The sequence below is a fragment of the Bradyrhizobium sp. ORS 111 genome, from assembly GCF_045571485.1.
Taxonomy (GTDB): Bacteria; Pseudomonadota; Alphaproteobacteria; order Rhizobiales; family Xanthobacteraceae; genus Bradyrhizobium.
The window spans coordinates 6,438,051-6,460,040 of the sequence record NZ_CP120701.1 but is presented as its reverse complement, the minus strand read 5'-3'; the positions used below and the strand labels follow the sequence as shown (position 1 = coordinate 6,460,040).

Genomic DNA, 21,990 nt, shown 5'->3' with positions numbered 1-21,990 from the left:
GACGCTGCCGCTTACTTGCGGGTGGCGCACATATACATGTTGATTTCCATGCCGACTGACACTTCGACGATCTTCGGTGCTTTCCAGGCCATTTGGCTCTCCCATTGCAACCGGACGACTTCCGCCCTGCAATTAACGTACTGCGACAGAAAAACTTCGCCACTTAAATTTTTCGCAAGGTTGCGTTGCGCCTAGTCATGCTGCGCTGCGGCAACTCTCCGCGATTACTCACGGAGTTGTGCGCATCGTCCCCTCAAAAGCCCGTGGCATCAGACCTTTTTCCTGTTGTTCGGAGTTGGGTGAATAGTGATGTTGGGATGGGGGTTGGGCTCGCAAGCCTCCTCCCAAGGTCCTGGTGGACAATTTTCGCGCCCGCGGCGACGAGGGGTGCCCAACTGAGCCGAGTTCAGCCGATGCCACGCTATTTCTTCAACACCCGTATCGGCGACGAGCTGATTTCCGATCCCGAGGGCGAGGTTTTGCGCGATCCCGATCGCGCCTGGGAAATGGCCCGGGCCATGATTCGCGAACTGCTCAAAACCGAGGGCGCCGACGGCGCATTGCTGAGCGCGGTGATCGAGGTGACCGACGACGAGGGCGAGATCGTGCTCGAGTTTCCGTTCACGGAGGCGATCCTCGACCGCCCGGACCGCTCGATGACGAGGCATTGACGCGTCGAAAGGTCGCGCGGCGCAGCATCGAATCCTGCGCGTCTGCGTCCGGCATGTTTTTCGATTGCATTGCTCGGGACAATTGGGAGATTAGGGGTTCGGGAAGGCCGCCGACGCCGGTCGATGTCACCGGTGCCAGTCAAGCAAGACGGCTTCCGCCCAGGGGAGACCACCATGATACGTTGCTCATTCGCGCCGCGCAGCCTGCTGCTGGCTGGCGCCGTCTTCGCTGCATTGACGCTCGGTGCCGCGGCGCAGCAGCCCGCCGCGCCGCCTGCGTCTGGCGCCACACCCGCCCAGGCGCTGCCGCCGGGCTCGCCGTTGATCGGCCGTCCGGACGGTGAGGCGGCCGCTAAGCTCGCTCCCGTCGCCCCACCGCCGCTCCCCGCCTCACCCGATAAGCTGCCGCTCGCCAAGCTCAAGGCTCCGGCGGGCTTCAATGTCGAGGTCTATGCCGCCGGCATGGCCAATGCGCGCTCGATGGCGCTCGGCGACAAGGGCACCGTGTTCGTCGGCAGCCGCCTCGTCGACAAGGTCTATGCGATCATCAACAAGGACGGCAAACGCTCGGTCAAGGTGCTCGCCTCCGGCCTCTATCGCCCGAACGGCGTCGCCTTCAAGAACGGCACGCTCTACATCGCCGAACTCTCGCAGGTCTCCAAGATCGACAACGTCGAGGACGTCCTGGACAACCCGCCGAAGCCCACCGTGATCTACGACAAGCTGCCGAAGGACGAAGCGCACGGCTGGAAGTTCATCGCCATCGGTCCCGACAACAAGCTCTATGTCCCGGTCGGCCAGCCCGGCAACAACGTGCTGCATGACGCCGACCACGGCCAGATCCGCCGCATGAGTCTCGACGGCTCCGGCGCCGAGGTCTACGCGCTCGGCGTGCGCAACACGGTCGGCTTCGACTGGAATCCCGAGACCAAGCAGATGTACTTCACCGATAACGGCCGCGACTGGCTGTCGGAGACAGTGCCGGAAGACGAGCTCAACCGCGTCACCAAGGCCGGCGAGGATTTCGGCGCGCCGTACTGCTACCAGGGCAACATCATCGATCAGGAGCTCGGCTGGGGTAAGTCCTGCAAGGACTACACGCCGCCGGTCGGCCTGATGGGCCCGCACACCGCTTCGCTCGGCATGCGCTTCTACACCGGCAGCATGTTCCCGAAGACCTACAAGAACGCGATCTTCGTCGCGCGCCACGGCTCCTGGAACAAGACGCAGAAGCAGGGCGGCGACGTCGTCGTGGTCAAGCTGAACAAGGACGGCACTGTGAAGTCGGTCGAGCCGTTCCTGACCGGCTTCCTCCAGGACAACAAATATGTCGGCCGCCCCGTCGACGTGATGCTGTTGAAGGACGGCTCGCTGCTCGTCTCCGACGACTGGAACGGCGCGATCTATCGCGTCTCCTACGGCAAGCCGAAGGTCGCCAATCAGTAAGCTCAAACAACTTAGCTACCGTCATTGCGAGCCAACGGGTCGCGCGAATGCGCGCCCGATGACAAGCTCAGCGAAGCAATCCATTCCGCCCCTTGCGCAGAGATGGATTGCTTCGTCGCTTCAGCGCAAAATTGCTTTGCAATTTTGTCGCGAGCTCCTCGCAATGACGGAATATGCCGGGAGCAGCCAATGTACAAAACCATCACTGCCATCCTGGCACTTGCCTCCATCGCGTTCGCCGCCAACGCCGAAACCATCCAGGAGCGCGCCGCGCCGTGCTTTGCCTGCCACGGCGAGCACGGCACGTCGGAAACCGAGAACACGCCCTCGCTCGGCGGCCAGCAGGCGCCATATGCGCTGATCCAGCTCTTCATGTTTCGCGAGAAGCTGCGCACCTTCGAGCCGATGAACGAGATGGCCAAGCCGCTCACCGACGACGACCTCAGGGCCTTCTCCGACTTCATCGCCACGCTGCCGAAGCCAGCTCCGCCGGCGGATGCCGGCGATCCTGCTAGAATCGCGCGTGGCCAGGCGCTGGCGCAGCAGAACCGCTGCAACACCTGCCACAACACGGATTATTCGGGGAAGGAAAACGTGCCGCGCATCGCCAACCAGCGCGAGGACTATCTCGCCAAGACGCTCGCCGAATACAAGGATAACAGCCGTCACGGCTACGACGCCACCATGGCCGATGTGATGCAGACGGTGACCAAGGAACAGATCGGCGACCTTGCCTACTACATCGCCCGCGTTCGCTGAGATATCGGGCAGCGCAGCGCTGGCCATGTCCTTCACGCGGCGCTAAAGCAGCGCCGCGCTTTAGCGCTCTTTTTGAGCATGATCTTTTCGGAAAAACCGCTGCACACTTTTTCCGGATCATGCTGTAAAACGCCTCCTACCACACGGAGCAGCACATGCAGGATCTTTGGCGTCTGTCGGCCACCGAACTGGCCAGCCTCATCAAGTCCAGGAAGGTTTCGGCAAAGGAGGCGGCGCAGGCGGGGCTTGCCCGGCTCGATGCGGTCAACCCGAAGATCAACGCGGTGGTCGATCACCGGCCCGACGATGTGCTGGCGCAGGCCGCCTCGATCGATGCGGCGATCGCGCGCGGCGAGGAGATGGGGCCGCTCGCCGGCGTGCCGGTCACCATCAAGGTCAATGTCGACCAGGAAGGCTATGCCACCACCAACGGCTTGAAGCTGCAGCGCGACAGCATCGCCAGGGCCGACAATCCCGTTGTTGCCAATCTGCGCAAGGCCGGCGCGGTGCTGCTCGGCCGCACCAACTGTCCGGCCTTCTCCTATCGCTGGTTCACCACCAACCTCATTCACGGCGACACCAAGAACCCGCGCGATCCAGCCATCACGCCGGGTGGCTCCTCGGGCGGCGCCGGTGCGGCGGTCGCAGCCGGCATCGGCCACATCGCCCATGGCACCGACATCGCCGGCTCGATCCGCTATCCCGCCTATGCCTGCGGCGTGCATGGCCTGCGGCCGAGCATGGGCCGCATCCCGGCGTTCAATCCGGCGCTGCCGGAGCGCCCGATCGGTCCGCAGATCAGCGCGGTATCCGGTCCGCTGGCGCGCACCGTCAACGATCTGCGCATCGCACTGGCGGCGATGTCGGCGCCCGACTATCGCGATCCCTGGTATGCGCCGGTGCCGCTCGAGGGATCGCCACGGGAGAAGCGCGTCGCGATGTGCCTCAACCCAGACGGCCTCAACCCCGTGCCCGAGGTGGTCGCCGCGGTGGCCGATGCCGGCAAGCGGCTGCAGCAAGCGGGCTGGATCGTCGAGGAAATCGCCAATACGCCGCCCTTGCGCGAGGCCGCCGAGATCCAGACCAGGCTCTGGCTCGGCGACGGCTACAAGGCCCAGCTCGCGACTGCCGAGCGCGAGGGCGATCCGGGCGCGCTCGCCTGCCTGCGCGGCAACCGCGCCAAGGTGCACCCGTTCGACCTGTCGCAGGCGCTGACCCGCCGCGCCACCCTGACGCGCGAGTGGTTCGCGTTCTTCGAGCAATATCCGGTGCTGCTGATGCCGGTGTCCGGCGAATTGCCGTTCCCCGACCAACTCGACTGCAAGGACGAGGCGTCGTTTGCACGGGTGTGGCATGCACAATTGCCGCAGATTGCCATTCCCTTCATGGGGCTCCCCGGGCTAACGGTCTCCACCGGATTGGTCGGGCGGATTCCGGTCGGCGTGCAACTGGTGGCCGGCCGCTACCGCGAAGACCTCTGCCTCGCCGCGGGCGAGGCGATCGAGGCCGGCGGCACGCCATCGGCGGCGATCGATCCGGCGACATAGGTCACGACGAGAGACAGGATGCCGAGCGTCTATGATTTCACCGCCAGGTCGCTGGCCGGCGAGGACGTGCAGTTGCAGCGGTTCCAAGGGCAGGTGCTGCTGATCGTCAACACCGCGAGCGCCTGCGGCTTCACGCCGCAATACAAGGGCCTGCAGGAGCTGCATGCCGACCTGTCGTCGCGTGGTTTCGCGGTGCTCGGCTTTCCCTGCAACCAATTCGGCGCGCAGGAGCCGGGCGACGCCAAACAGATCGCGGAGTTCTGCGAGACCAATTACGCCGTGACGTTCCCGATGTTCGCCAAGATCGACGTCAACGGCGCCAACGCACACCCGCTGTATGAGTATCTGAAGCGTGAGAAGTCGGGCCTGCTCGGCGCATCGATCAAATGGAATTTCACCAAGTTCCTGGTCGATCGCGCCGGCAAGGTGGTGGCGCGCCATGCGCCGACTGCCCGGCCCGAAGGATTGAGGAAGGATATCGAGGCGCTGCTATGAGCGAGAACAACGACACCACCAACGACCAATTGCCCGACCGTCTCTCGGTCGATCCGAACAGCCCGTATTACAACGCGGAGATCCTGGCGCGCGACGTCGGCATCCGCTTCAAGGGCATCGAGAAGACCAATGTCGAGGAATATTGCGTCAGCGAGGGCTGGGTGCGCGTCACCGCCGGCAATGCCAAGGACCGCTACGGCAATCCGTTGACCATCAAGGTGCACGGTCCGGTCGAACCGTATTTCCGGGATAAGGCAAAGTCCTGAGGCCTCGGACCAATCGTCATTGCGAGGAGCGAAGCGACGAAGCAATCCATTCCATCCAAGTGTGCGGATGAATGGATTGCTTCGCGGAGCCTGTCATCCGGCGGCGCTTTCGCGCCGACCGGGTGGCTCGCAACGACGGTGAAGCGAGAGCCCCGCGTAACTGAAAAAAGGCATACCCCATGTCCGTCCGTATCATCGACGTCCGCGAGGTCACCAAGCCGATCTCGTCGCCGATCCGCAACGCCTATATCGATTTCACCAAGATGACCTCGAGCCTGGTCGCTGTCGTCACCGACGTGGTGCGCGACGGCAAGCCGGTGATCGGTTACGGCTTCAATTCCAACGGCCGCTACGGGCAGGGCGGCCTGATCCGCGAACGCTTCGCGCCGCGGCTCAAGGACGCCGATCCGAAGTCGCTGCTCGATGCCAGCGGCGACAATCTCGATCCCGACAAGGTGTGGTCGACGTTGATGTCGAACGAGAAGCCGGGTGGCCATGGCGAGCGGTCGGTCGCAGTCGGCACCATCGACATGGCGGTGTGGGATGCGGTGGCGAAGATCGCCGGCAAGCCGCTGTTCCGCCTGCTCGCGGAGCGCCACGGCCTGACCGCCAATCCGCGCGTGTTCGTTTACGCCGCCGGCGGCTATTACTATCCGGGCAAGGACCTCGGGGGTTTGCGCAAGGAGATGCGCGGCTATCTCGATCGCGGCTACAACGTCGTGAAGATGAAGATCGGCGGCGCGCCGCTGGCCGAAGACCGCGAGCGCATCGAGGCGGTGCTGAAGGAGATCGGCAAGGACGCGCAGCTCGCGGTCGACGCCAACGGCCGTTTCGATCTGGAGACCGCGATCGCCTACGCCAAGATGCTGCGGGACTATCCGCTGTTCTGGTACGAGGAGGCCGGCGATCCGCTCGATTACGCGCTGCAGGCAGCGCTCGCCGAGTTCTATCCGGGGCCGATGGCAACCGGCGAGAACCTGTTCAGCCACCAGGATGCCAGGAACCTGATCCGCTACGGCGGCATGCGGCCGGATCGCGACTGGCTGCAATTCGACTGCGCGCTGTCCTATGGGCTGTGCGAATATCAGCGCACGCTCGCGGTGCTGAAGATCCACGGCTGGTCGCCGAGCCGCTGCATCCCGCATGGCGGCCACCAGATGTCGCTCAACATCGCGGCCGGTCTCGGGCTCGGTGGCAACGAGAGCTATCCCGACCTGTTCCAGCCCTACGGCGGCTTCCCCGACGGCGTGCGGGTCGAGGACGGCCACATCACGATGCCCGATCTTCCCGGCATCGGGTTCGAGGGCAAGTCCGATCTCTACAAGGAGATGAAGGCGCTGGCGGAGTAGTACGCCTCGTCGTCGTTGCGGGCGGCTCGCGAGAAAATTGCAAAAGCAATTTTTCGCTGAAGCGACGAAGCGATCCATGCCTCCGCGAGTGCTGAGGGATGGATTGCTTCGCTTGCGCTCGCAATGACGTGGAGAGCTTTGCGGCTCCTACCCCAGCCGCATGTCCAGCCGACGCCGGCCTTCGCCCTTGAGCAGCTTCTTCACCGCGCCGGAGGCGATCACCTCGCCGGTGTTGGCGTAGGCCTCGTGGTTCTTCTCGATGTCGTCGAGCCGGTAGAGGTAGTTGACCATGATGCCGGCGGATTCACGCATCCCCTTCGGCGAGAGATCGCCGAGCCAGTTGATCCGCTCCAGCCGCGCGCCGTTGCCGAGATGGAAGCGTGCGACCGAGTCGATCAGCCGGCCCTTGGGCGTGCGCGCCTTCAGGAAATAATAGGCGGCGAGCGGCTCCAGCACCGCGCGCAGTTGCGTCGCGAGCTCGGCATTTTCGAACCAATCGGGCTTGCCGAGGCCCTCCAGCAACGAGCGATCGTCGTCGTTGAGCGGCACGTCGGTTGCCTGCTTCACCCACTGCATGAAGCCCGGCACCGGCGACAGCGTCACGAAATTGTCGAGCTTCGGCAATTCGCGGCGCAGCTCCTCGACCACCTGCTTGATCAGGAAGCTGCCGAACGAGATGCCGCCGAGGCCGCGCTGGGTGTTCGAGATCGAATAGAACACGGCGGTGCGGGCGCGCTCGACCGGCACCGGCTCGCGCTCCTCGGCGAGCAGCGGCGCGATCGCGCCCGGGATGGATTCGGTCAGCGCCACCTCGACGAAGATCAGCGGCTCGTCGGCGAGGGCGGGGTGGAAGAAGGCGTAGCAGCGGCGGTCGACCGGATCGATGCGTCGGCGCAAATCGTCCCAGTCGCGGATTTCATGCACGGCCTCGTAGCGGATGATCTTTTCCAGAATATTGGCCGGCGACGACCAGTCTATCCTGCGCAGCACGAGAAATCCCCTGTTGAACCAGGATGAGAGCAGATGCACCACGTCGCGGTCGAGCGCGGCGAGGTCCTTGTTGCCATTCATCAGTGAAAGCAGATCGGATCGCATCGACACCAGTTCGCCGGTGCCACCGGGCGCGCGGTTGAGCCGGCGAATCAATTCCTGCCGGCGCGGCTCGGAGGCGAAATGCAGGTCGCTGGCGTCGTCGCCATTGGCTTGCGCGCGCCAGCTCTCGATGGCCTGCAGCAGTCTGGCCTGATCGGGTCCGAAATCGCGGGCCAGCGTGTGGAAGAAGGACAGCCGGCCGTCACCATCGAGGTGGTGGTAGCGATCGAGCACCTCGCGCGCCATTGCAGTGCCGGAGGCTTCACCGCGCCCCGATAGCAATGCCTCGCACAAGTCCAGCAGCTCGGAAGGATCCTGCTTGTCGTTGGTCGGGACCGCGCGGCGGAGCAGGGTGCGGCCGCGTTCGGAAATGGTCGAGAGCAGATCGGAGAAAAAGGCGTTGGCCATCGGTGGGTCATATCCAGTTTAGCCGAACCTTACACGGGATTTAAGGCCGGGAGCACTGGAATCAAGCGCATCGATCGTACGGAAATATGTCGCGGCACACCAATGGTATAATTGGTCGTGCCTGCGCTTGATGATGGATTGCGTTCACGTTTTCTCCGCAAACTTGGTCGGCGTCGTGCCGGTGACCTGGCGGAAGGCATGGGAAAACGCCGGCACGCTGGCATAGCCAAGATCGGATGCGATCTGCTTGATGGAAACATTGGCATCGGTCGAGAGACGTTCGATCGCGGCTGCGATGCGGGCGCGCTGGCACCAGCTCTTGAAGGAGAGTTGCGTCTCCGCCGAGAACAGCCGCGACAGCGTCCGCGCCGAGGTGCCGACCGTGCGCGCCAGCGTCTCGATCTCATAGTCGCGCGTTGGATCCACCAGCACGACGTCGGCAGCGCGCCGGCAACGCGGCTCCTGCGGCAATGGGATGAAGGTCGCGGGATCCTCGGCGCGGTGCAGCTCCAGCATCAGCAGCCTGACCAGCAGCTCGGAGCGCTCGCGGCTGCCGGCGCCGTCGAACAGCGCGAGGATCGCCTGGTGCAGCAGCGGCGACACCCGCACCACGAATTCGTTGGTGAGGCTGTCGCTGCGCTTCTCGCGTGCCAGCCATGCCTGGTCGAAATAAAGCGTACGCATCTCGATGTCGGCGAGCACATCGATCGCATGCGCGAACAGCGCGGGCACCCAGACCGCGCGGTCCGGCGGCACCAGCCAGCGGCCCTTCGGCGTGGTCACCTGCATGGTGCCCTTCGCGGCGTAGACCAGTTGCGCCTCGCGGTGCATGTGCGGGTCGAGCCGGACGCCTTTCCGGTAGCTGCGCGCGACCAGGTGCACGCCGTCCTCGGCGGCGCGCCGGTCGTCATGAAGCGCTCGGATTGGCGGTTCGGCGATAGTCATTGGCGACATTCCGTCAGGACAAGCTCCTATAACCTATTTTCGATCAGTTGAAGATTCGAGTCAGGACTGGCCCATGAACAGCCCCAGCCGGGTGATTACCTTCGTCAACGCCGCCCACTTCATCGACCACTATTCGATGCTGATTTTCGCCGCCGCGGTCATCATCATGGGTCCGGCGCTCGGCATGGCCTATTCGGAGCTGCTGCCCTATGCGACGCCGGGCTTCATCGCCTTCGGCGCCGGCTCGCTGGTCACGGGGTGGCTCGGCGACCGCTGGAGCCGCCGTCACATGATGGTGATCTTCTTCGTCGGGATCGGGCTTTCGATGATCTCGGTCGGCTTCGTGCAGACGCCGTTGCAGCTCGGCGCCGCGCTGCTTGCGATCGGCGTCTTCGCCTCGATCTACCACCCGGTCGGCACCGCCATGATCGTGTCCTATGCCGAGAAGCTCGGCGCGCAGATGGGGATCAACGGCGTCTGGGGCAATCTCGGCGTCGCCTCCTCGGCGCTGGTCACCGGCGTGATCGGCCAGTATCTCGGCTGGCGCTGGGCCTTCATCCTGCCCGGCATCATCACCGTCTTGGTCGGCATCGCCTTCGCGATGACAGTCGTGCACGAGGACCGCAAGGGCTCGAAGCAGGCCGCGGCCCAGGTCCGCGTCGCCAAGGAGGACATGTGGCGTGTGGTGCTGGCGCTGCTGATCGTCGTGATCGCGATCTCGACTACGTTCAACGCGGTCACCGTGGCGCTGCCAAAGCTGTTCGCCGAGCGGCTCGCCGGCCTGACCAGGAGCCCGGCGCTGCTCGGCCTGATCGCCGCCTGCGTCTACGTGTTCGGCGCGATGACGCAGTACACCATCGGCAAGCTGCTCGATAAGCATTCGCTGAAGGCGGTGGCGCTGCCGCTGTCCTTCGTGCTGGCGCCGTTCCTCTATCTCGCGGCGAGCCTGTCGAATCTGCCGCTGATCGTGGTCTCGATCGGCATCGTGATGGGCGCGTTCGGCCAGGTGACGGTCAATGACGCGATGGTCGGCAAATACACCACCGAGGAATGGCGCTCGCGTGCCTATGCGGTGCGCTACTTCGTCGGCTTCACCGCCGCCGGTGCCTCGGTCGGTCTTGTCGCCTGGCTGTATGACCAGGGCGGCTTCACCACGATGCTGCGCGCCTTTGCGGCGCTGTGCCTGCTCGCGGTCGCCGCCGCGATCATCCTGCCGCGCGAGATCAGGACGCCGGTCGCGCAGGTGAATTGACGGCGGGAGCGCCCTGCCGCGCCGGTTCCGCCTCGTTCAGGGAGCGCGCATCCGTCGCAAGCGGAGTGCGGTTCTTCGCTTGTCCCGGCACGACGGTGTGGTAGGCTTTGCGGGGTTTCGGGGACTGAGGCGCCGGTTGCGCCTTAAACACTGCCTTTTGGGGTTTGTGGAGCAACCGGAATCATGGGTGAAATCCGCGATTTTAAATCAGGCAAGCCGGGCAAGCCGCCGTCCGACGGCCCGGTGCCGCGACGGCTTGCCGCGATCGTGGCGGGCGACATCGCCGGCTACAGCCGGCTGATGCAGCTCGACGAAGAGGGCACCCATACCCGCGTCAAGCGAATCCTGCGCGATCTGATCGAGCCGACCATCGCCGAGCACCACGGGCGACTGGTGAAGACCACCGGCGACGGCTTCATCGCGATGTTCGACAGTCCGGTCGAGGCCGTCCGCTCCAGCATCGTCATTCAGCAGAACCTGGTCGGTCGCAATGCAGCGGTGCCGAAGGAGTTCTGGATCGAATACCGGATCGGGGTCAATCTCGGCGACATCATCATCGAGCCCGACGACATCTATGGTGACGGCGTCAATGTCGCCGCGCGTCTGGAGGGGATCGCCGACCCGGGCGAGGTCTTCATCTCCGGCGGCATCTACGAGCAGATCAAGCACAAACTGGTGTGCGGCTACGAGTCGCTCGGCGACCGCAGGGTCAAGAACATCACCGATCCGGTCAGGGTCTATCGCGTGCTGCCGGATGCGGCGGCGTATACCCGGACGCGCAGGCGTCGCGAAAACGTCCTGCTCGTCCTGCTCGGGCTTTCGATCGCGATCATCGCCGGCGGCGCGCTCTGGTACTTGCTGATGCAGCCGCGCGGCAATCCGCGCGAGGTGGCGCTGGCGCCGTCGTCATCTCCCGCTCCCGCGCCGAAGCCGGCCGAGCCATCGCCTGCGGCCGGGCCGGCTGCGCCAAATCAAGTGCCGAGCCCGGTGCCGGCGCCGACCGCGCAGCAATCCTCGGCCCAGCCGCAACCTGCGCCCTCGGCGAGCCCCGCTCCATCGGCGCAAGCCGCGGCCCTGCCCGAGCCCGACATGGTCTCGCTGACCGGCGGCAGCTTTGCGATGGGCAGCAATGATGACGCTTCGGAGCGGCCGATCCACAGGGTGACGGTCAAGCCGTTTGCCATGGGCAAATATCCGGTCACCGTGCGCGAATGGAATGCCTGCGCGGCCGCCAAGGGCTGCGGCTTTACGGCAACCGGCAACAACGACGCGCCGGTGACCAATGTAAGCTGGAGCGACGCGAAGCAATATGTCGCGTGGCTCGCGGACACCACGAAGAAGCCGTACCGGCTTCCGAGCGAGGCCGAATGGGAATACGCCGCCCGTGGCGGCACGCAGACCAGATACTGGTGGGGCGATCAGGTGCAATCGGGCGTGGCGAGCTGCAAGGATTGCGGCGGCGATGCCGCGGCCGAACAGCCGGTCAAGGTCGGCAGCTTCAAGCCCAATCCGTTCGGCCTTTACGACATGGGCGGCGGGGTCGATCAATGGGTCGAAGACTGCTGGCACCGCAATTACCAGGGCGCGCCGGCCGACGGTGCGGCGTGGCATGACCGCGACTGCTTCACCCATGTGATCCGCTCGGGCTCCTGGAAGAACGATGCGCGCTATATGCGGCCGGCCAATCGCGACAATTACGACACCAATGTTCGTTATCCGACCCACGGTTTCCGGGTCGCGCTATCACCCTAATTTGCTCCTCATGGTGAGGAGCACGGAACGCGCATCTCTGGACGATGCCGCGCATCGCCAGGCGAACCATGAGGCTGCGTCCGTGGCCTGCATGCTTCGAGGTTTTGTTGGGATGGCTTGGAGGGCAATCGATGAGGGTCGTCTACACTTTTCTGTTTGCAGCAGCGGTCGCGCTATTTGCAAGCCCCGCTTACGCGCAAGGCAAGCCGGCGCCCAAGGATGCGGTGCTGTATTTCGTCTGGCCGCACAACGGGGCGACCGTCAAAGGCGCGTTCTGGTGCCGCTTCGGCCTGCGCAACATGGGCGTCACCCATGCTGGCGACGACTATCCGAACAGCGGCCATCATCACCTCCTTATCGACGTCGACGAGCCGCTGAATCCCAACGAGCCGATCCCCTCGGACAAGGCGCATCTGCACTTCGGTGCGGGCCAGACCGAGACCCGGCTCGAGCTGCCGCCCGGCAAGCATACGCTGCAACTGGTGCTCGGCGACGCCAAGCACTATCCCTTCAATCCTCCCGTCGTCTCCGAGAAGATCACGATCAGGGTCCGCTAAACCACTCCCGCACCGAAGGCTGCCTTGCGCAAACTGGCGGTTGCGCTTCCCCGACGTATGCGGTTTGTTGCCGGCCCTGCCGGGCGCTGATCCGGCGTGGAGGGAAGTCCGATGTCTCGTCACCTGTCGAGTCTGGCTGGCCTCGTTCTGGGAGTGATGACGATGACCGTGTCAGCCAATGCCGATAACCTGAAGGATGAGATCGCGCCGAGCGGAAAGCTCCGGGTCGCGATTGCGATCAGCCCGGCCGGCGGTGCGTTCTGGTGCACCCGCACCGCGAGCGGCGGCTATGCCGGCGTCCCAGTCGATCTCGGCAAGGCGATGGCCGCACAGCTCGGCATGCCCATCGAATATGTCGTGCACCAGAATTCCGGGCAGATTACCGACGCGGCCGCGAAGAAGAGCTGGGACGTCACCTTCCTGCCGAAGGATCCCGAGCGCGAGACCAAAATGACATTCGGTCCGATCTACGAGGTCGCCGACGCCACCTACATCGTCAGGCCGGGCTCGACGGTGACGACGTTCGCCGAGCTCGATCGGGACGGCGTCAAGGTCGCCGCCGTCAACAACACCACGACCATGCGCGGCGCGATCGCGCATCTCAAGCACGCCAAGGTCACGGGGTATCAGACCTATGACGAGATCTTCAATCTCCTGAAGAGCGGCGGGATCGACGCGTTTGCGCTGTCGCGCGACCAGCTCAATGCGATGGCGAAGAAGATTCCCGGCACGCGCGTGCTGGACGAGACCTTCAAGCAGACCGTGACTGCGGTCGCGGTGCCGCTCAACCGTCCGCTCGCCGCAGCCTTCGTCAGCAAATTCATGACGGACGCGACCACCAACGGCACGCTGCGCAAGGCCTATGACGACAATGGCCTGAAGGACACGCCGATCCGCACCGGGGCGAAGTAGCGCACATCTGCACCTGTCGGAGGGCCGAGCAGGCCGCCAAGCTCCGCCTGCGGCACGCGCATTGCCGTGGGCGACATCTGTGCAGGCTGCATAAATAGGCAGCAGGCTGCCGTCCGGTCTTCCGGGGTGATCACAAAGCTATTGTATCCAAACGGTTTTTCGTGTCGGCGACAGCGCTGGCGATTGGCATACCCATTGCTTTTGATTGCTGCGGTCAACGACGACTGCCGTCCTCCGGAGCGCCCAGGCCAGTGCCGGCCGAGGCCAAGGGATCAAGGCGCCATGCCTGCGCGCCTCGAGCAATCGTTGCGACTTGAGTTCTGCGATCGCCCGCCAATCCCTGCCTTGATCGTGCACCGGACGTTCAGCCGGCGTTGCAGCAGCCGCTTCGCCGTTCCGATCCCGACCAGCGTCCCCGGACGGGCGAGCATTTTCAACCAGCCCGCGTCGCATCGGCGCGACCAGATTGTTTAAGGGGACTTGACGAAATGGCCTATCTCGCACCTTCCGAATTCGTCACCAAGATGGTCGACGCCGGCGAATCCAAGGTCTTCATGTCGACACGCGACACCGTGATCCGCGCCTACATGGCCGGCGCAATCCTCGCGCTGGCGGCCTGGTTCGCGGTGACCATCAACGTGAACACCGGCCAGCCGATCATCGGCGCGTTGTTGTTCCCGGTCGGTTTCGTCATGCTCTATCTCCTGGGCTTCGATCTCCTGACCGGCGTGTTCGTGCTGTCGCCGCTCGCGCTGCTCGATAAGCGCCCCGGCGTCACGCTCGGCGGCGTGTTGCGCAACTGGGGCCTCGTCTTCATCGGCAATTTCGGCGGCGCGCTGACAGTGGCATTCATGATGGCCTTCGTGACCACGTTCGGCTTCACGCAGGAGCCCGACAAGGTCGGCACGGTGATCGGCAACATCGGCGAAGGCCGCACGCTCGGCTACGCCGCGCACGGCGCGGCCGGCATGGCAACGTTGTTCATCCGCGGCATGCTGTGCAACTGGATGGTCTCCACCGGCGTGGTCGGCGCCATGATCTCCACCACGGTCCCCGGCAAGGTGATCGCGATGTGGATGCCGATCCTGGTGTTCTTCTACATGGTGTTCGAGCATTCCGTGGTGAACATGTTCCTGTTTCCGTCCGGCCTGATGCTCCATGCGAAGTTCTCGATCATGGATTATCTGATCTGGAACGAGATCCCGACCGTGCTCGGCAACCTCGCCGGCGGCATCGCCTTCACCGGGCTGACGCTCTACACGACGCATGTGAAGACGGCGCCGAAGCGCGAGCGTCTCGCGGCTTGATCTCCGCAGGCAGATGGGTCTCTCCTGAGGCTAGGGCAATCGCATTTGGGAGAAGAGCGCCTGCGGCCATCCCTCGAGACGCCCGCCTTTGGCGGGCTCCTCAGGATGAGGTCTCGTCTTGCGGCACAATAGTAGACCCTCATGGTGAGGAGCGCCGTCTGCGGCGCGTCTCGAGCCACGAGGCCGAGTATGTGCGCAGCCGCCCAACGCGGCATATGCGAGAGTCCTGCTCCTGAGGTGGAGGGACCCATCGCTTGAACAAGGCAATGCCACGCGGGCTGAAAATATCGGTCGGGCAATTCTCTGATAAGGGCCGCAAGGACACCAATCAGGATTTCCACGGCGTCTTGATCCCTGAGGAGCCGCTGCTCGGCCTGAAGGGTATCGCGGTGGTGCTTGCCGACGGCATCTCCTCCAGCAGCGTCAGCCGCATCGCTGCCGAGTCCGCGGTCAAGGGCTTCCTGACCGACTATTACTGCACCTCGGAATCCTGGTCGGTGAAGACCTCGGCGCAGCGCGTGCTGGAGGCGACCAATTCCTGGCTGCACGCGCAGACCCGGCGCAGCGACAATCCCTACGACAAGGACAAGGGCTACGTCTGCACGCTCAGTGCCATCGTCATCAAGTCGACGTCAGCGCATCTGTTCCACGTCGGCGACAGCAGAATTTACCGCGTGTCCGGCGGCAGCCTCGAGCAGTTGACCAACGACCATCGCGTCGTGATCTCCTCGCAGCAGAGCTATCTCGGTCGCGCGCTCGGCGTCAACCCCCAGCTCGAGATCGACTACCAGAACCTGCGGCTCGAGCCGGGTGACATCTTCCTGCTGGTCACCGATGGGATCTACGAGCATGTGCCGTCGCGCCAGCTCGCGAAGATCATCCAGGACGGCGCCGCCGATCTCGACCACGCCGCGCGGTCGATCGTGGAGCAGGCGTTCGAGCGCGGCAGCCCGGACAATCTCACCGCGCAGATCGTGCGGATCGACGAGCTGCCCGACGGCGACGCAAGCGAGATGTTCGGCCAGCCGACCGAGCTGCCGCTTCCGCCGCTGCTCGAGGCGCGGATGCGCTTCGACGGCTACCGTATCGTGCGCGAGCTGCATGCCTCACACCGCAGCCACATCTATCTCGCCCTCGACGAGGACTCCGGCACCACGGTTGCGATCAAGATCCCGTCGATCGACCTGCGCGATGATCCGGCCTATCTGAAGCGCTTCATGATGGAGGAGTGGGTCGCCAAGCGGATCGACAGCCCGCACGTGCTGAAGCCCTGGCTGCCACAGCGCAGGCGCAATTTCCTCTACGTCACGACCGAATATGTCGACGGCCAGACATTGCGGCAGTGGATGATCGACCATCCCGATCCGGCGCTCGAGACGGTGCGCGACATCGCCGAGCAGATCGCCAAGGGGCTGCGCGCCTTCCACCGCAAGGAGATGCTGCACCAGGACGTCAGGCCCGACAACATCATGATCGACAAGACCGGGACGGTGAAGATCATCGATTTCGGGTCAACGCGGATCTCGGGCGTCGCCGAGGCCGTGTCCGCGGGCACGGAGGCGATCCTCGGCACCCAGCAATACACCGCGCCGGAGTACTTTCTGGGCGAGGGTGGTTCGACGCGGTCCGACCTGTTCTCGCTCGGCGTCGTCACCTATCAGATGCTGACAGGGCGGCTGCCCTATGGCGCGCAGATCGCGCGCGCCTGCCGCCGGTCCGATTTCAGCAGGCTGGTCTATGCTCCAGCGCATGGCGGCCGCGACATCCCGATCTGGGTCGACCGCGCGCTGGAGCGCGCCGTGCATCCCAATCCGCTGAAGCGCTACGATAGCTTGTCGGAATTCTTGTTCGACCTGCGCAATCCCAATGCGAAATATCTGACGACGTCGTCGACGCCGCTGATCGAGCGCAACCCGGTGCTGTTCTGGAAGTCGACGACACTGCTGCTGGCGCTGGTCGTGATCGGACTGCTCGCCTATGGCGCGCATCATGCTCGGTGAGCGACCCATTCCCGTCATCCTGAGGAGCGCGGCACGCGCGTCTCGAAGGATGTACGGCCCGGCTGTAGCCGATTCATCCTTCGAGGCTCGCTGCGCGAGCGCCTCAGGATGACGGGGAAGTACGATGGATTGCTTCGCGGAGCCTGTCATCGGGCGCGCGTTCGTGCGATCCGTTGGCTCGCAATGACGGGGTGGAGCAGTGCGCCCCGTCATCCTGAGGAGCGCGGCACGCGCGTCTCGAAGGATGTACGGCCGGCTGTGGCCGATTCATCCTTCGAGGCTCGCTTGCGCGAGCGCCTCAGCATGACGGGGAAAGAGTGGTCAATGCGGCTACAGGCAAGCCGTAGATACCGTCAATGTGTCGCGCCGGCCGGGATCGGGTCGAGCCCGCTCTTGATCAGTGCGTCGCGCGCGTCCGGGGAGGCGAGGAAGCTGATCAGGGCCTTGCCGGCGTCGGGCTCCTTCGACCCCGTGGCAATCCCGGCGGAGAACACGGTAATCTTCTGCAACGGCTCCGGCAGCGGACCGACGATGTCGATGCCGGCGACCGGTCTCAGCTCGGCGACCTGCTGAAGCCCGATGTCGGCCTCGCCCTTGGCGACGATCTCGCCGACCGGGGTGGCCGGGATCATTCGTGCCTTGCCCTTCATCTGGTCGGCGATGCCGAGCTTCTGGAACATCTCGGTCGAGACATAGACGCCGCTGGCGCTGTCGGAATAGGCGACCGATTTCGCTGCCAGCAGCGCCTGCTTGACCGCGTCGGCCGAGCTGATGTCCGGCTTCGGTGCGCCCGATTTCACTGCAATTCCGATCGGCGACTTCACGAGGTCGACGCGGCTGTCGGCCGCCGCCTTGCCCTGCTTGACGAGATCGCCGAGCGCATAGCCGACCATGATCAGCACATCCGCCGGCTCGCCGCGCTGCAGCCGCATCGGAATTGCGTTCACCGTCGTGCCCATCGACGGCCCGTAGGCGGTCACCACCTTGTGGCCGGTCTTGCGCTCGAACTCCGGCACCAGCGCCTTGTAGGCCGCGGTCAGCCCGCCCGAGATCATGACGTGGATTTCGGCGGCGGAGGCGGCCGTGGTGATGGCCAGCGCGCCGACGAAAGCGAGCGCGAGGGCGCGGAGGGCATGGCGGCGCATGGAGATTTCTCCCAGGGACGACTAGGGGCGATTCTTGGGCACGACGTCGCCGTGGCGCGGAGACTAATGCTCAGAAGGGGGCGTGACCAGCGCTCCATCGTCATCGCTTGGCCCATCCGCCGGGCGCTTAACCTTTTGTCGATGGCCGTTGGTCGCGGCTGATCGTCATGCTTCTGGATGTGGTGCGCAGCCTCGGCTGAATGACCAGATCTAGCCGTGAACAACGGAGTACGGCGCTCGATCAGCGATTCGGACGCGGTTCGTTCCGTCCACGTTCCGAATCTTAAGGCCGCGTGCGATCACGTCGCGTTTTGGAACAGCACGCGTCGCGCATCTTCCGGCCGCACGTCCGGCCGTACGCCAATCGGAGAGATTCTTCCCGTCGGCGGCGTTTTGCCGCGGGAAGATCATGCTCGATGTTTTGGAGCGGAAAACCGCGAACCGCCTAGGCCGCGCCCGGTTGTTTCTCGCGCGGCTTGCGCCAGGCGATGACGTTGGCCTCCAACGCGCCGCCGGTTGTGTCATTGCGCCACTGGCCATCGACGAAACGGCAGGCGAACGGCAATTGATATGTCCCGCTATGATCCTCGCAAAGCACTTCCACGCATTGGTCTGGCGAAGGTGCGCCGTTGCCATCGAATTGAGCCAGCCGTTTCTCGCGCGTTGCCATGTGATTTGTCTCCACTGCCCAAGGTCGAGCCAAATAGGGTCGAACCAAACAAGTTCCGAAGTCCCCGTCCCCACGAGAAGTTCCCGTAATGGGCGAAGCACACAGCTTGAATGCGGTATCAGTGTGGTATGTCTGCCTCGCTTTCAACGTTACAAGCACAAAGCTGTGAACGGCGCGCTGGATTGGGGATGATGATGATCGTTCGTTTTGCTGTTGCCTTTGTCGTGCCGCTTGCGTTCGCCGCTGTCGGATCAGCGCGCGCGCAGGACGTACCCGGCATCGAAATCTGCACCGTGGAAAAAACCATGGAACGGCGCACGAGCTGTCTGCAGAGCAACGTCGATTTTTTGCAGAAGACCATCAACAAGCTCACGATCGACCATCAGCAGAAGCTCGATGCCGCCAATCGCCAGATCGAAACCTTGAAGAGCTCGGTCGCGAGCCTTCAGAAGCTCGTCGCCGACTTGCAGGCTGCCCAGGTCAAGATGACTGACGATTTGAAGAAGAAAGCCGACACACCGCCAGCGAAGGATGCAACGCCTGCGAAGGACACGAAATAGGCAGGGACTATCCGCGAATTCGCTTTCCCTCTTCCGCTTGCGGGCAAGGCTATCGCATATGCCGCCTTGGGCTGCGCACATCCTCGGCCTCGTGGATCGAGACGCGCCGCAAGCGGCGCTCCTCACCATGAGGGTCTACTATTGTGCCGCAAAACAAGTCCTCATCCTGAGGAGCCCGCCAATGGCGTCTCGAAGGATGGCCGCAGGGCGGTTTGCTCTCAAATGCGATTGCCCTACGCTTGCGAAGGAGGGAGCGCAGTCCTTTCGCGGAGACTGCTCAAACTTATCTCATCAGGCTTAGGCCACCCGATACTTCTCCATCACGGCGCGATCCGGCTCGTAGCCGAGTCCGGGGTCTTGCGGCACGGCGACATTGCCGCTGGCGTCGACGTCGATGCGGTCGCCCCACAGGCAGGCGGGGCGCTTCATGAAGAACACCTCGATCATCCCCTCGTCGCGGATCGCCATCAGGTGCAACGTCGCGAGGAAGCCAGGTCCGAAATACGGCGAATGCGGGATCACCTTGACGCCGAACTCGTCGGCAAGCACCGCAACCTTCAGGAATTCGGTGACGCCACCGACCTTGGTCACCGACGGTTGCGCATGACTGACCGCGCCCGCGGTCATCATCTGGCGGAATTGATGCACGGTGCAGGCATTCTCGCCGGCTGCGATGTCGAGCCGGCCCTCCTTGCGCACCTCGGCGAGCGTCGCGAAATCCTCCGGCGGCCAGACCGGCTCCTCGAGGAACATCGGCGCCGCCTGCTTGCAGTCACGCGCGAACTGAATCGCCGCCGGTCCATCCAGCGGGCAGTTCATGTCGACCATCAGCGGCACGGCGGGCCCGATCGCCTCCCGCGCGGCCGTCACGGCCGGGATCGTGGTCTCGTGCAGCTTGATCGCGGAATAGCCTGACTTGATCGCCTTCTTGCACTCGGAAGCGATATGCGCGGCGTTGCCGATCCGCATCAGGCTGGCATAGGCCGGGATCGTCTGGCGCTTGGCGCCGCCGATCAGTTGATGCAGTGGCGCGCCCTGCACCTTGCCGGCGAGATCCCACAGCGCGATGTCGAGCGCCGAGATCGCAAACATCGTGATGCCGTAACGGCCGAACAGATGCAGGTTGCGCTGGATCTGTTCCATGACCGCGGGAATGCCCGCGGCGTCGGGAACTTCGAGGCCGCGCGCCTGCGGCGCGATCATTTCGCTCACCGCCATGCTGCTCGTCTTCGGGCAGACATAGGCAAAAGCATCGCCCCAGCCGGTCAGGCCGGCATCGGTCGAGACTTCAACGATCACCATGTCGAGCGCCGAGATCGCAGATGCGCCCTGGCGGAAGCTCGCGGGGCCGGCGTCATAGGGGATGCGGATATGGTGGGCGCGGACGTCGGTGATTTTCATTGTTGCTGCCTTTGCGGTCACCTGCCGGGCAGGATCATAAGCGCAAACGGCGCATCTCGGAATACGGGGATGCGCCGTTCAGGAATGCGCGTTCGCTTACGATTCCTTGCCGCCGCTCATGACCGGGCCGAACCGCTCCCAGCTCTCGCCCTTGAAGCGCATCATCTGAAGCTGCTCAATCGGCGCATAGTCGTCAGGCCCGGTCTTGATCTTCGTGCCCGGCAAATAGATGCCGATCTCGAAGTTCAGGCTGGCGGCCTGCTTCATCACATTCTCGCGCGTGAGGTTGTCGCCGCATTGCCGCAGCACCTGCTCGAGGCCCTTGGCGACGCCATAGCCGAACACGGTCGCGGCATCGTCGAGATCGCCCTCGGGATACCACTTGGTCATGAAGGCGCGCCACTCGTTCATGGCCGGATCGTTCTTCCACTCGGCGTCCTTGGGATCCTTCAGGTATGCGGTGGACAGAACGCCCTGGCTCGCCTCATAGCCGGCCGGCTTCATCACGCCGCCGATCGAGCCTGAGACATTGGTCAGGAATTGCACCGGATGCCAGTCCAGCTCGGCGACCTTCTTGATCGCCTGCGCCGCGAATTTCGGCGTCGCGATGTTGACGAAGATGTCGGGATTGGCGCCCTTGATCTGCACCACCTGGGAATCCACCGTCGGCGACGTTGTCTCGTAGGCGGATTCGACCACGATCAGCTTCTTGGCCTGATCGCCGAGACCGTCGTGCAGGCCGATCAGGTAGTCCTTGCCGAAATCGTCGTTCTGGTAGAGCACGCCGATCGTCTTGCCGGGATAGTTCTGCAGGATGTACTTGGCGTAGATGCGCGCTTCCACCTGGTAGCTCGGCTGCCAGCCCATGGTCCACGGAAAGTTCTTCGGGTCGTTCCACTTGGCGGCGCCGGTCGAGACGAAGAGCTGCGGCACCTTCTTGGCGTTCATGTATTTCTGGATCGCCGTGTTGCCCGGCGTGCCCAGCGGATTGAAGATCAGCAGCGCCTCGTCGCTTTCCACGAGCTTGCGGGCCTGCTCGACCATTTTCGGCGGGCTGTAGCCGTCGTCGTAGGAGATGAAGTTGATCTTGCGGCCGTTGATGCCGCCTTCGCTGTTGAGCTTCTTGAAATAGGCCGCCTCGGTCTTGCCGATCGTGGCGTAGGCCGAGGCCGGGCCGGAATAAGGCATGATATTGCCGACCTTGATCTCGGTATCGGTCACGCCCGGATCGTATTTTTTCTGTGCGTTGGCCGCGCTCGCGACGAGTACGAGACATCCCGCAAGCGCGGCGGATCGGGCATAGCTCAAGCGTCGGTAGTGCATCATTGTCCTCCCTGACATGCTGGCCGCGGCTCATGCAGTCTTGATTATCGGGCAGCTTGGTGAGCCGTCGGATCGATGCAGCCGTGAGTATGCACGATTGGGACTATGTGACCAGCGACGCCTTTCGGCTAAA

At 64.0% G+C, this 21,990-nt stretch carries 21 protein-coding genes; 14 read left to right on the top strand and 7 right to left on the bottom strand.

Annotation, left to right across the window (positions count from 1 at the left end):
• Positions 1-11: 11 nt before the first annotated feature.
• Entirely contained in the window at positions 12-92 is an 81-nt protein-coding gene (gene pqqA / locus P6U30_RS29740; protein ID WP_035635412.1) for a pyrroloquinoline quinone precursor peptide PqqA, read from the bottom strand.
• Positions 93-413: 321 nt separating this feature from the next.
• Here pqqA and P6U30_RS29735 point away from each other — a divergent pair, with 321 nt between their 5' ends.
• The 7 genes from P6U30_RS29735 (at position 414) to P6U30_RS29705 (ending at position 6,533) form a co-directional block, all read left to right on the top strand.
• Entirely contained in the window at positions 414-671 is a 258-nt protein-coding gene (locus P6U30_RS29735) for a DUF6894 family protein (RefSeq protein ID WP_407148107.1), read from the top strand.
• 174 nt (positions 672-845) lie between these two features.
• Complete coding sequence (locus tag P6U30_RS29730; protein WP_407166355.1) at positions 846-2,117, top strand: PQQ-dependent sugar dehydrogenase; 1,272 nt, start codon at positions 846-848, stop codon at positions 2,115-2,117.
• Between the two features lie 189 nt (positions 2,118-2,306).
• Positions 2,307-2,876 (top strand): c-type cytochrome, encoded by a 570-nt coding sequence (locus P6U30_RS29725; RefSeq protein ID WP_407166354.1) that lies wholly within the window; start codon positions 2,307-2,309, stop codon positions 2,874-2,876.
• 155 nt (positions 2,877-3,031) lie between these two features.
• Positions 3,032-4,423 (top strand): amidase family protein, encoded by a 1,392-nt coding sequence (locus P6U30_RS29720; RefSeq protein ID WP_407166353.1) that lies wholly within the window; start codon positions 3,032-3,034, stop codon positions 4,421-4,423.
• Between the two features lie 18 nt (positions 4,424-4,441).
• Positions 4,442-4,918 carry a glutathione peroxidase gene (locus P6U30_RS29715; RefSeq protein WP_407166352.1) on the top strand — a complete coding sequence of 159 codons (477 nt, stop codon included), beginning with the start codon at positions 4,442-4,444 and terminating at the stop codon, positions 4,916-4,918.
• Entirely contained in the window at positions 4,915-5,184 is a 270-nt protein-coding gene (locus P6U30_RS29710) for a DUF3297 family protein (protein ID WP_407166351.1), read from the top strand. The genes P6U30_RS29715 and P6U30_RS29710 overlap by 4 nt, the downstream gene beginning before the upstream one ends.
• 179 nt (positions 5,185-5,363) lie before the next feature.
• Positions 5,364-6,533 (top strand): mandelate racemase/muconate lactonizing enzyme family protein, encoded by a 1,170-nt coding sequence (locus tag P6U30_RS29705; protein ID WP_407166350.1) that lies wholly within the window; start codon positions 5,364-5,366, stop codon positions 6,531-6,533.
• 147 nt (positions 6,534-6,680) lie between these two features.
• On the opposite strand, the gene P6U30_RS29700 is transcribed toward P6U30_RS29705, so the two are convergent.
• Positions 6,681-8,033 (bottom strand): malonyl-CoA decarboxylase, encoded by a 1,353-nt coding sequence (locus P6U30_RS29700; RefSeq protein WP_407166349.1) that lies wholly within the window; start codon positions 8,031-8,033, stop codon positions 6,681-6,683.
• Between the two features lie 144 nt (positions 8,034-8,177).
• Positions 8,178-8,978 carry an AraC family transcriptional regulator gene (locus P6U30_RS29695; RefSeq protein WP_407166348.1) on the bottom strand — a complete coding sequence of 267 codons (801 nt, stop codon included), beginning with the start codon at positions 8,976-8,978 and terminating at the stop codon, positions 8,178-8,180.
• A gap of 73 nt (positions 8,979-9,051) precedes the next feature.
• On the opposite strand from P6U30_RS29695, the gene P6U30_RS29690 reads away from it, so the two are divergent.
• From P6U30_RS29690 to P6U30_RS29665, 6 genes are all read left to right on the top strand, one after another.
• Positions 9,052-10,230 (top strand): MFS transporter, encoded by a 1,179-nt coding sequence (locus tag P6U30_RS29690; RefSeq protein WP_407166347.1) that lies wholly within the window; start codon positions 9,052-9,054, stop codon positions 10,228-10,230.
• A 183-nt stretch (positions 10,231-10,413) separates the two neighbouring features.
• The gene (locus P6U30_RS29685; RefSeq protein ID WP_407166346.1) at positions 10,414-11,982 is read left to right on the top strand and encodes an SUMF1/EgtB/PvdO family nonheme iron enzyme; all 1,569 of its coding nucleotides are present in this window, start codon (positions 10,414-10,416) and stop codon (positions 11,980-11,982) included.
• Positions 11,983-12,113: 131 nt separating this feature from the next.
• The gene (locus tag P6U30_RS29680; protein ID WP_407166345.1) at positions 12,114-12,539 is read left to right on the top strand and encodes a DUF4399 domain-containing protein; all 426 of its coding nucleotides are present in this window, start codon (positions 12,114-12,116) and stop codon (positions 12,537-12,539) included.
• A 162-nt stretch (positions 12,540-12,701) separates the two neighbouring features.
• Positions 12,702-13,451, top strand: coding sequence for a transporter substrate-binding domain-containing protein (locus P6U30_RS29675; protein WP_407166344.1), 750 nt, complete (start codon positions 12,702-12,704; stop codon positions 13,449-13,451).
• Between the two features lie 488 nt (positions 13,452-13,939).
• Complete coding sequence (locus P6U30_RS29670) at positions 13,940-14,758, top strand: formate/nitrite transporter family protein (protein ID WP_407148090.1); 819 nt, start codon at positions 13,940-13,942, stop codon at positions 14,756-14,758.
• A gap of 266 nt (positions 14,759-15,024) precedes the next feature.
• Positions 15,025-16,758, top strand: a complete 1,734-nt coding sequence (locus P6U30_RS29665; protein ID WP_407170564.1) for a protein kinase domain-containing protein — start codon at positions 15,025-15,027, stop codon at positions 16,756-16,758.
• 353 nt (positions 16,759-17,111) lie between these two features.
• Here the strand turns inward: P6U30_RS29665 and P6U30_RS29660 are convergent, their stop codons facing one another.
• Complete coding sequence (locus P6U30_RS29660; RefSeq protein ID WP_407166343.1) at positions 17,112-17,903, bottom strand: extracellular solute-binding protein; 792 nt, start codon at positions 17,901-17,903, stop codon at positions 17,112-17,114.
• Positions 17,904-18,348: 445 nt separating this feature from the next.
• Complete coding sequence (locus P6U30_RS29655; protein ID WP_407148083.1) at positions 18,349-18,573, bottom strand: hypothetical protein; 225 nt, start codon at positions 18,571-18,573, stop codon at positions 18,349-18,351.
• A gap of 194 nt (positions 18,574-18,767) precedes the next feature.
• On the opposite strand from P6U30_RS29655, the gene P6U30_RS29650 reads away from it, so the two are divergent.
• Complete coding sequence (locus tag P6U30_RS29650; protein WP_407170563.1) at positions 18,768-19,133, top strand: hypothetical protein; 366 nt, start codon at positions 18,768-18,770, stop codon at positions 19,131-19,133.
• 297 nt (positions 19,134-19,430) lie between these two features.
• On the opposite strand, the gene P6U30_RS29645 is transcribed toward P6U30_RS29650, so the two are convergent.
• Together P6U30_RS29645 and P6U30_RS29640 are read right to left on the bottom strand one after the other, a co-directional pair.
• Positions 19,431-20,534, bottom strand: coding sequence for a mandelate racemase/muconate lactonizing enzyme family protein (locus P6U30_RS29645; RefSeq protein ID WP_407166342.1), 1,104 nt, complete (start codon positions 20,532-20,534; stop codon positions 19,431-19,433).
• A gap of 96 nt (positions 20,535-20,630) precedes the next feature.
• Positions 20,631-21,860, bottom strand: coding sequence for an ABC transporter substrate-binding protein (locus tag P6U30_RS29640; protein ID WP_407166341.1), 1,230 nt, complete (start codon positions 21,858-21,860; stop codon positions 20,631-20,633).
• Positions 21,861-21,990 lie beyond the last annotated feature (130 nt).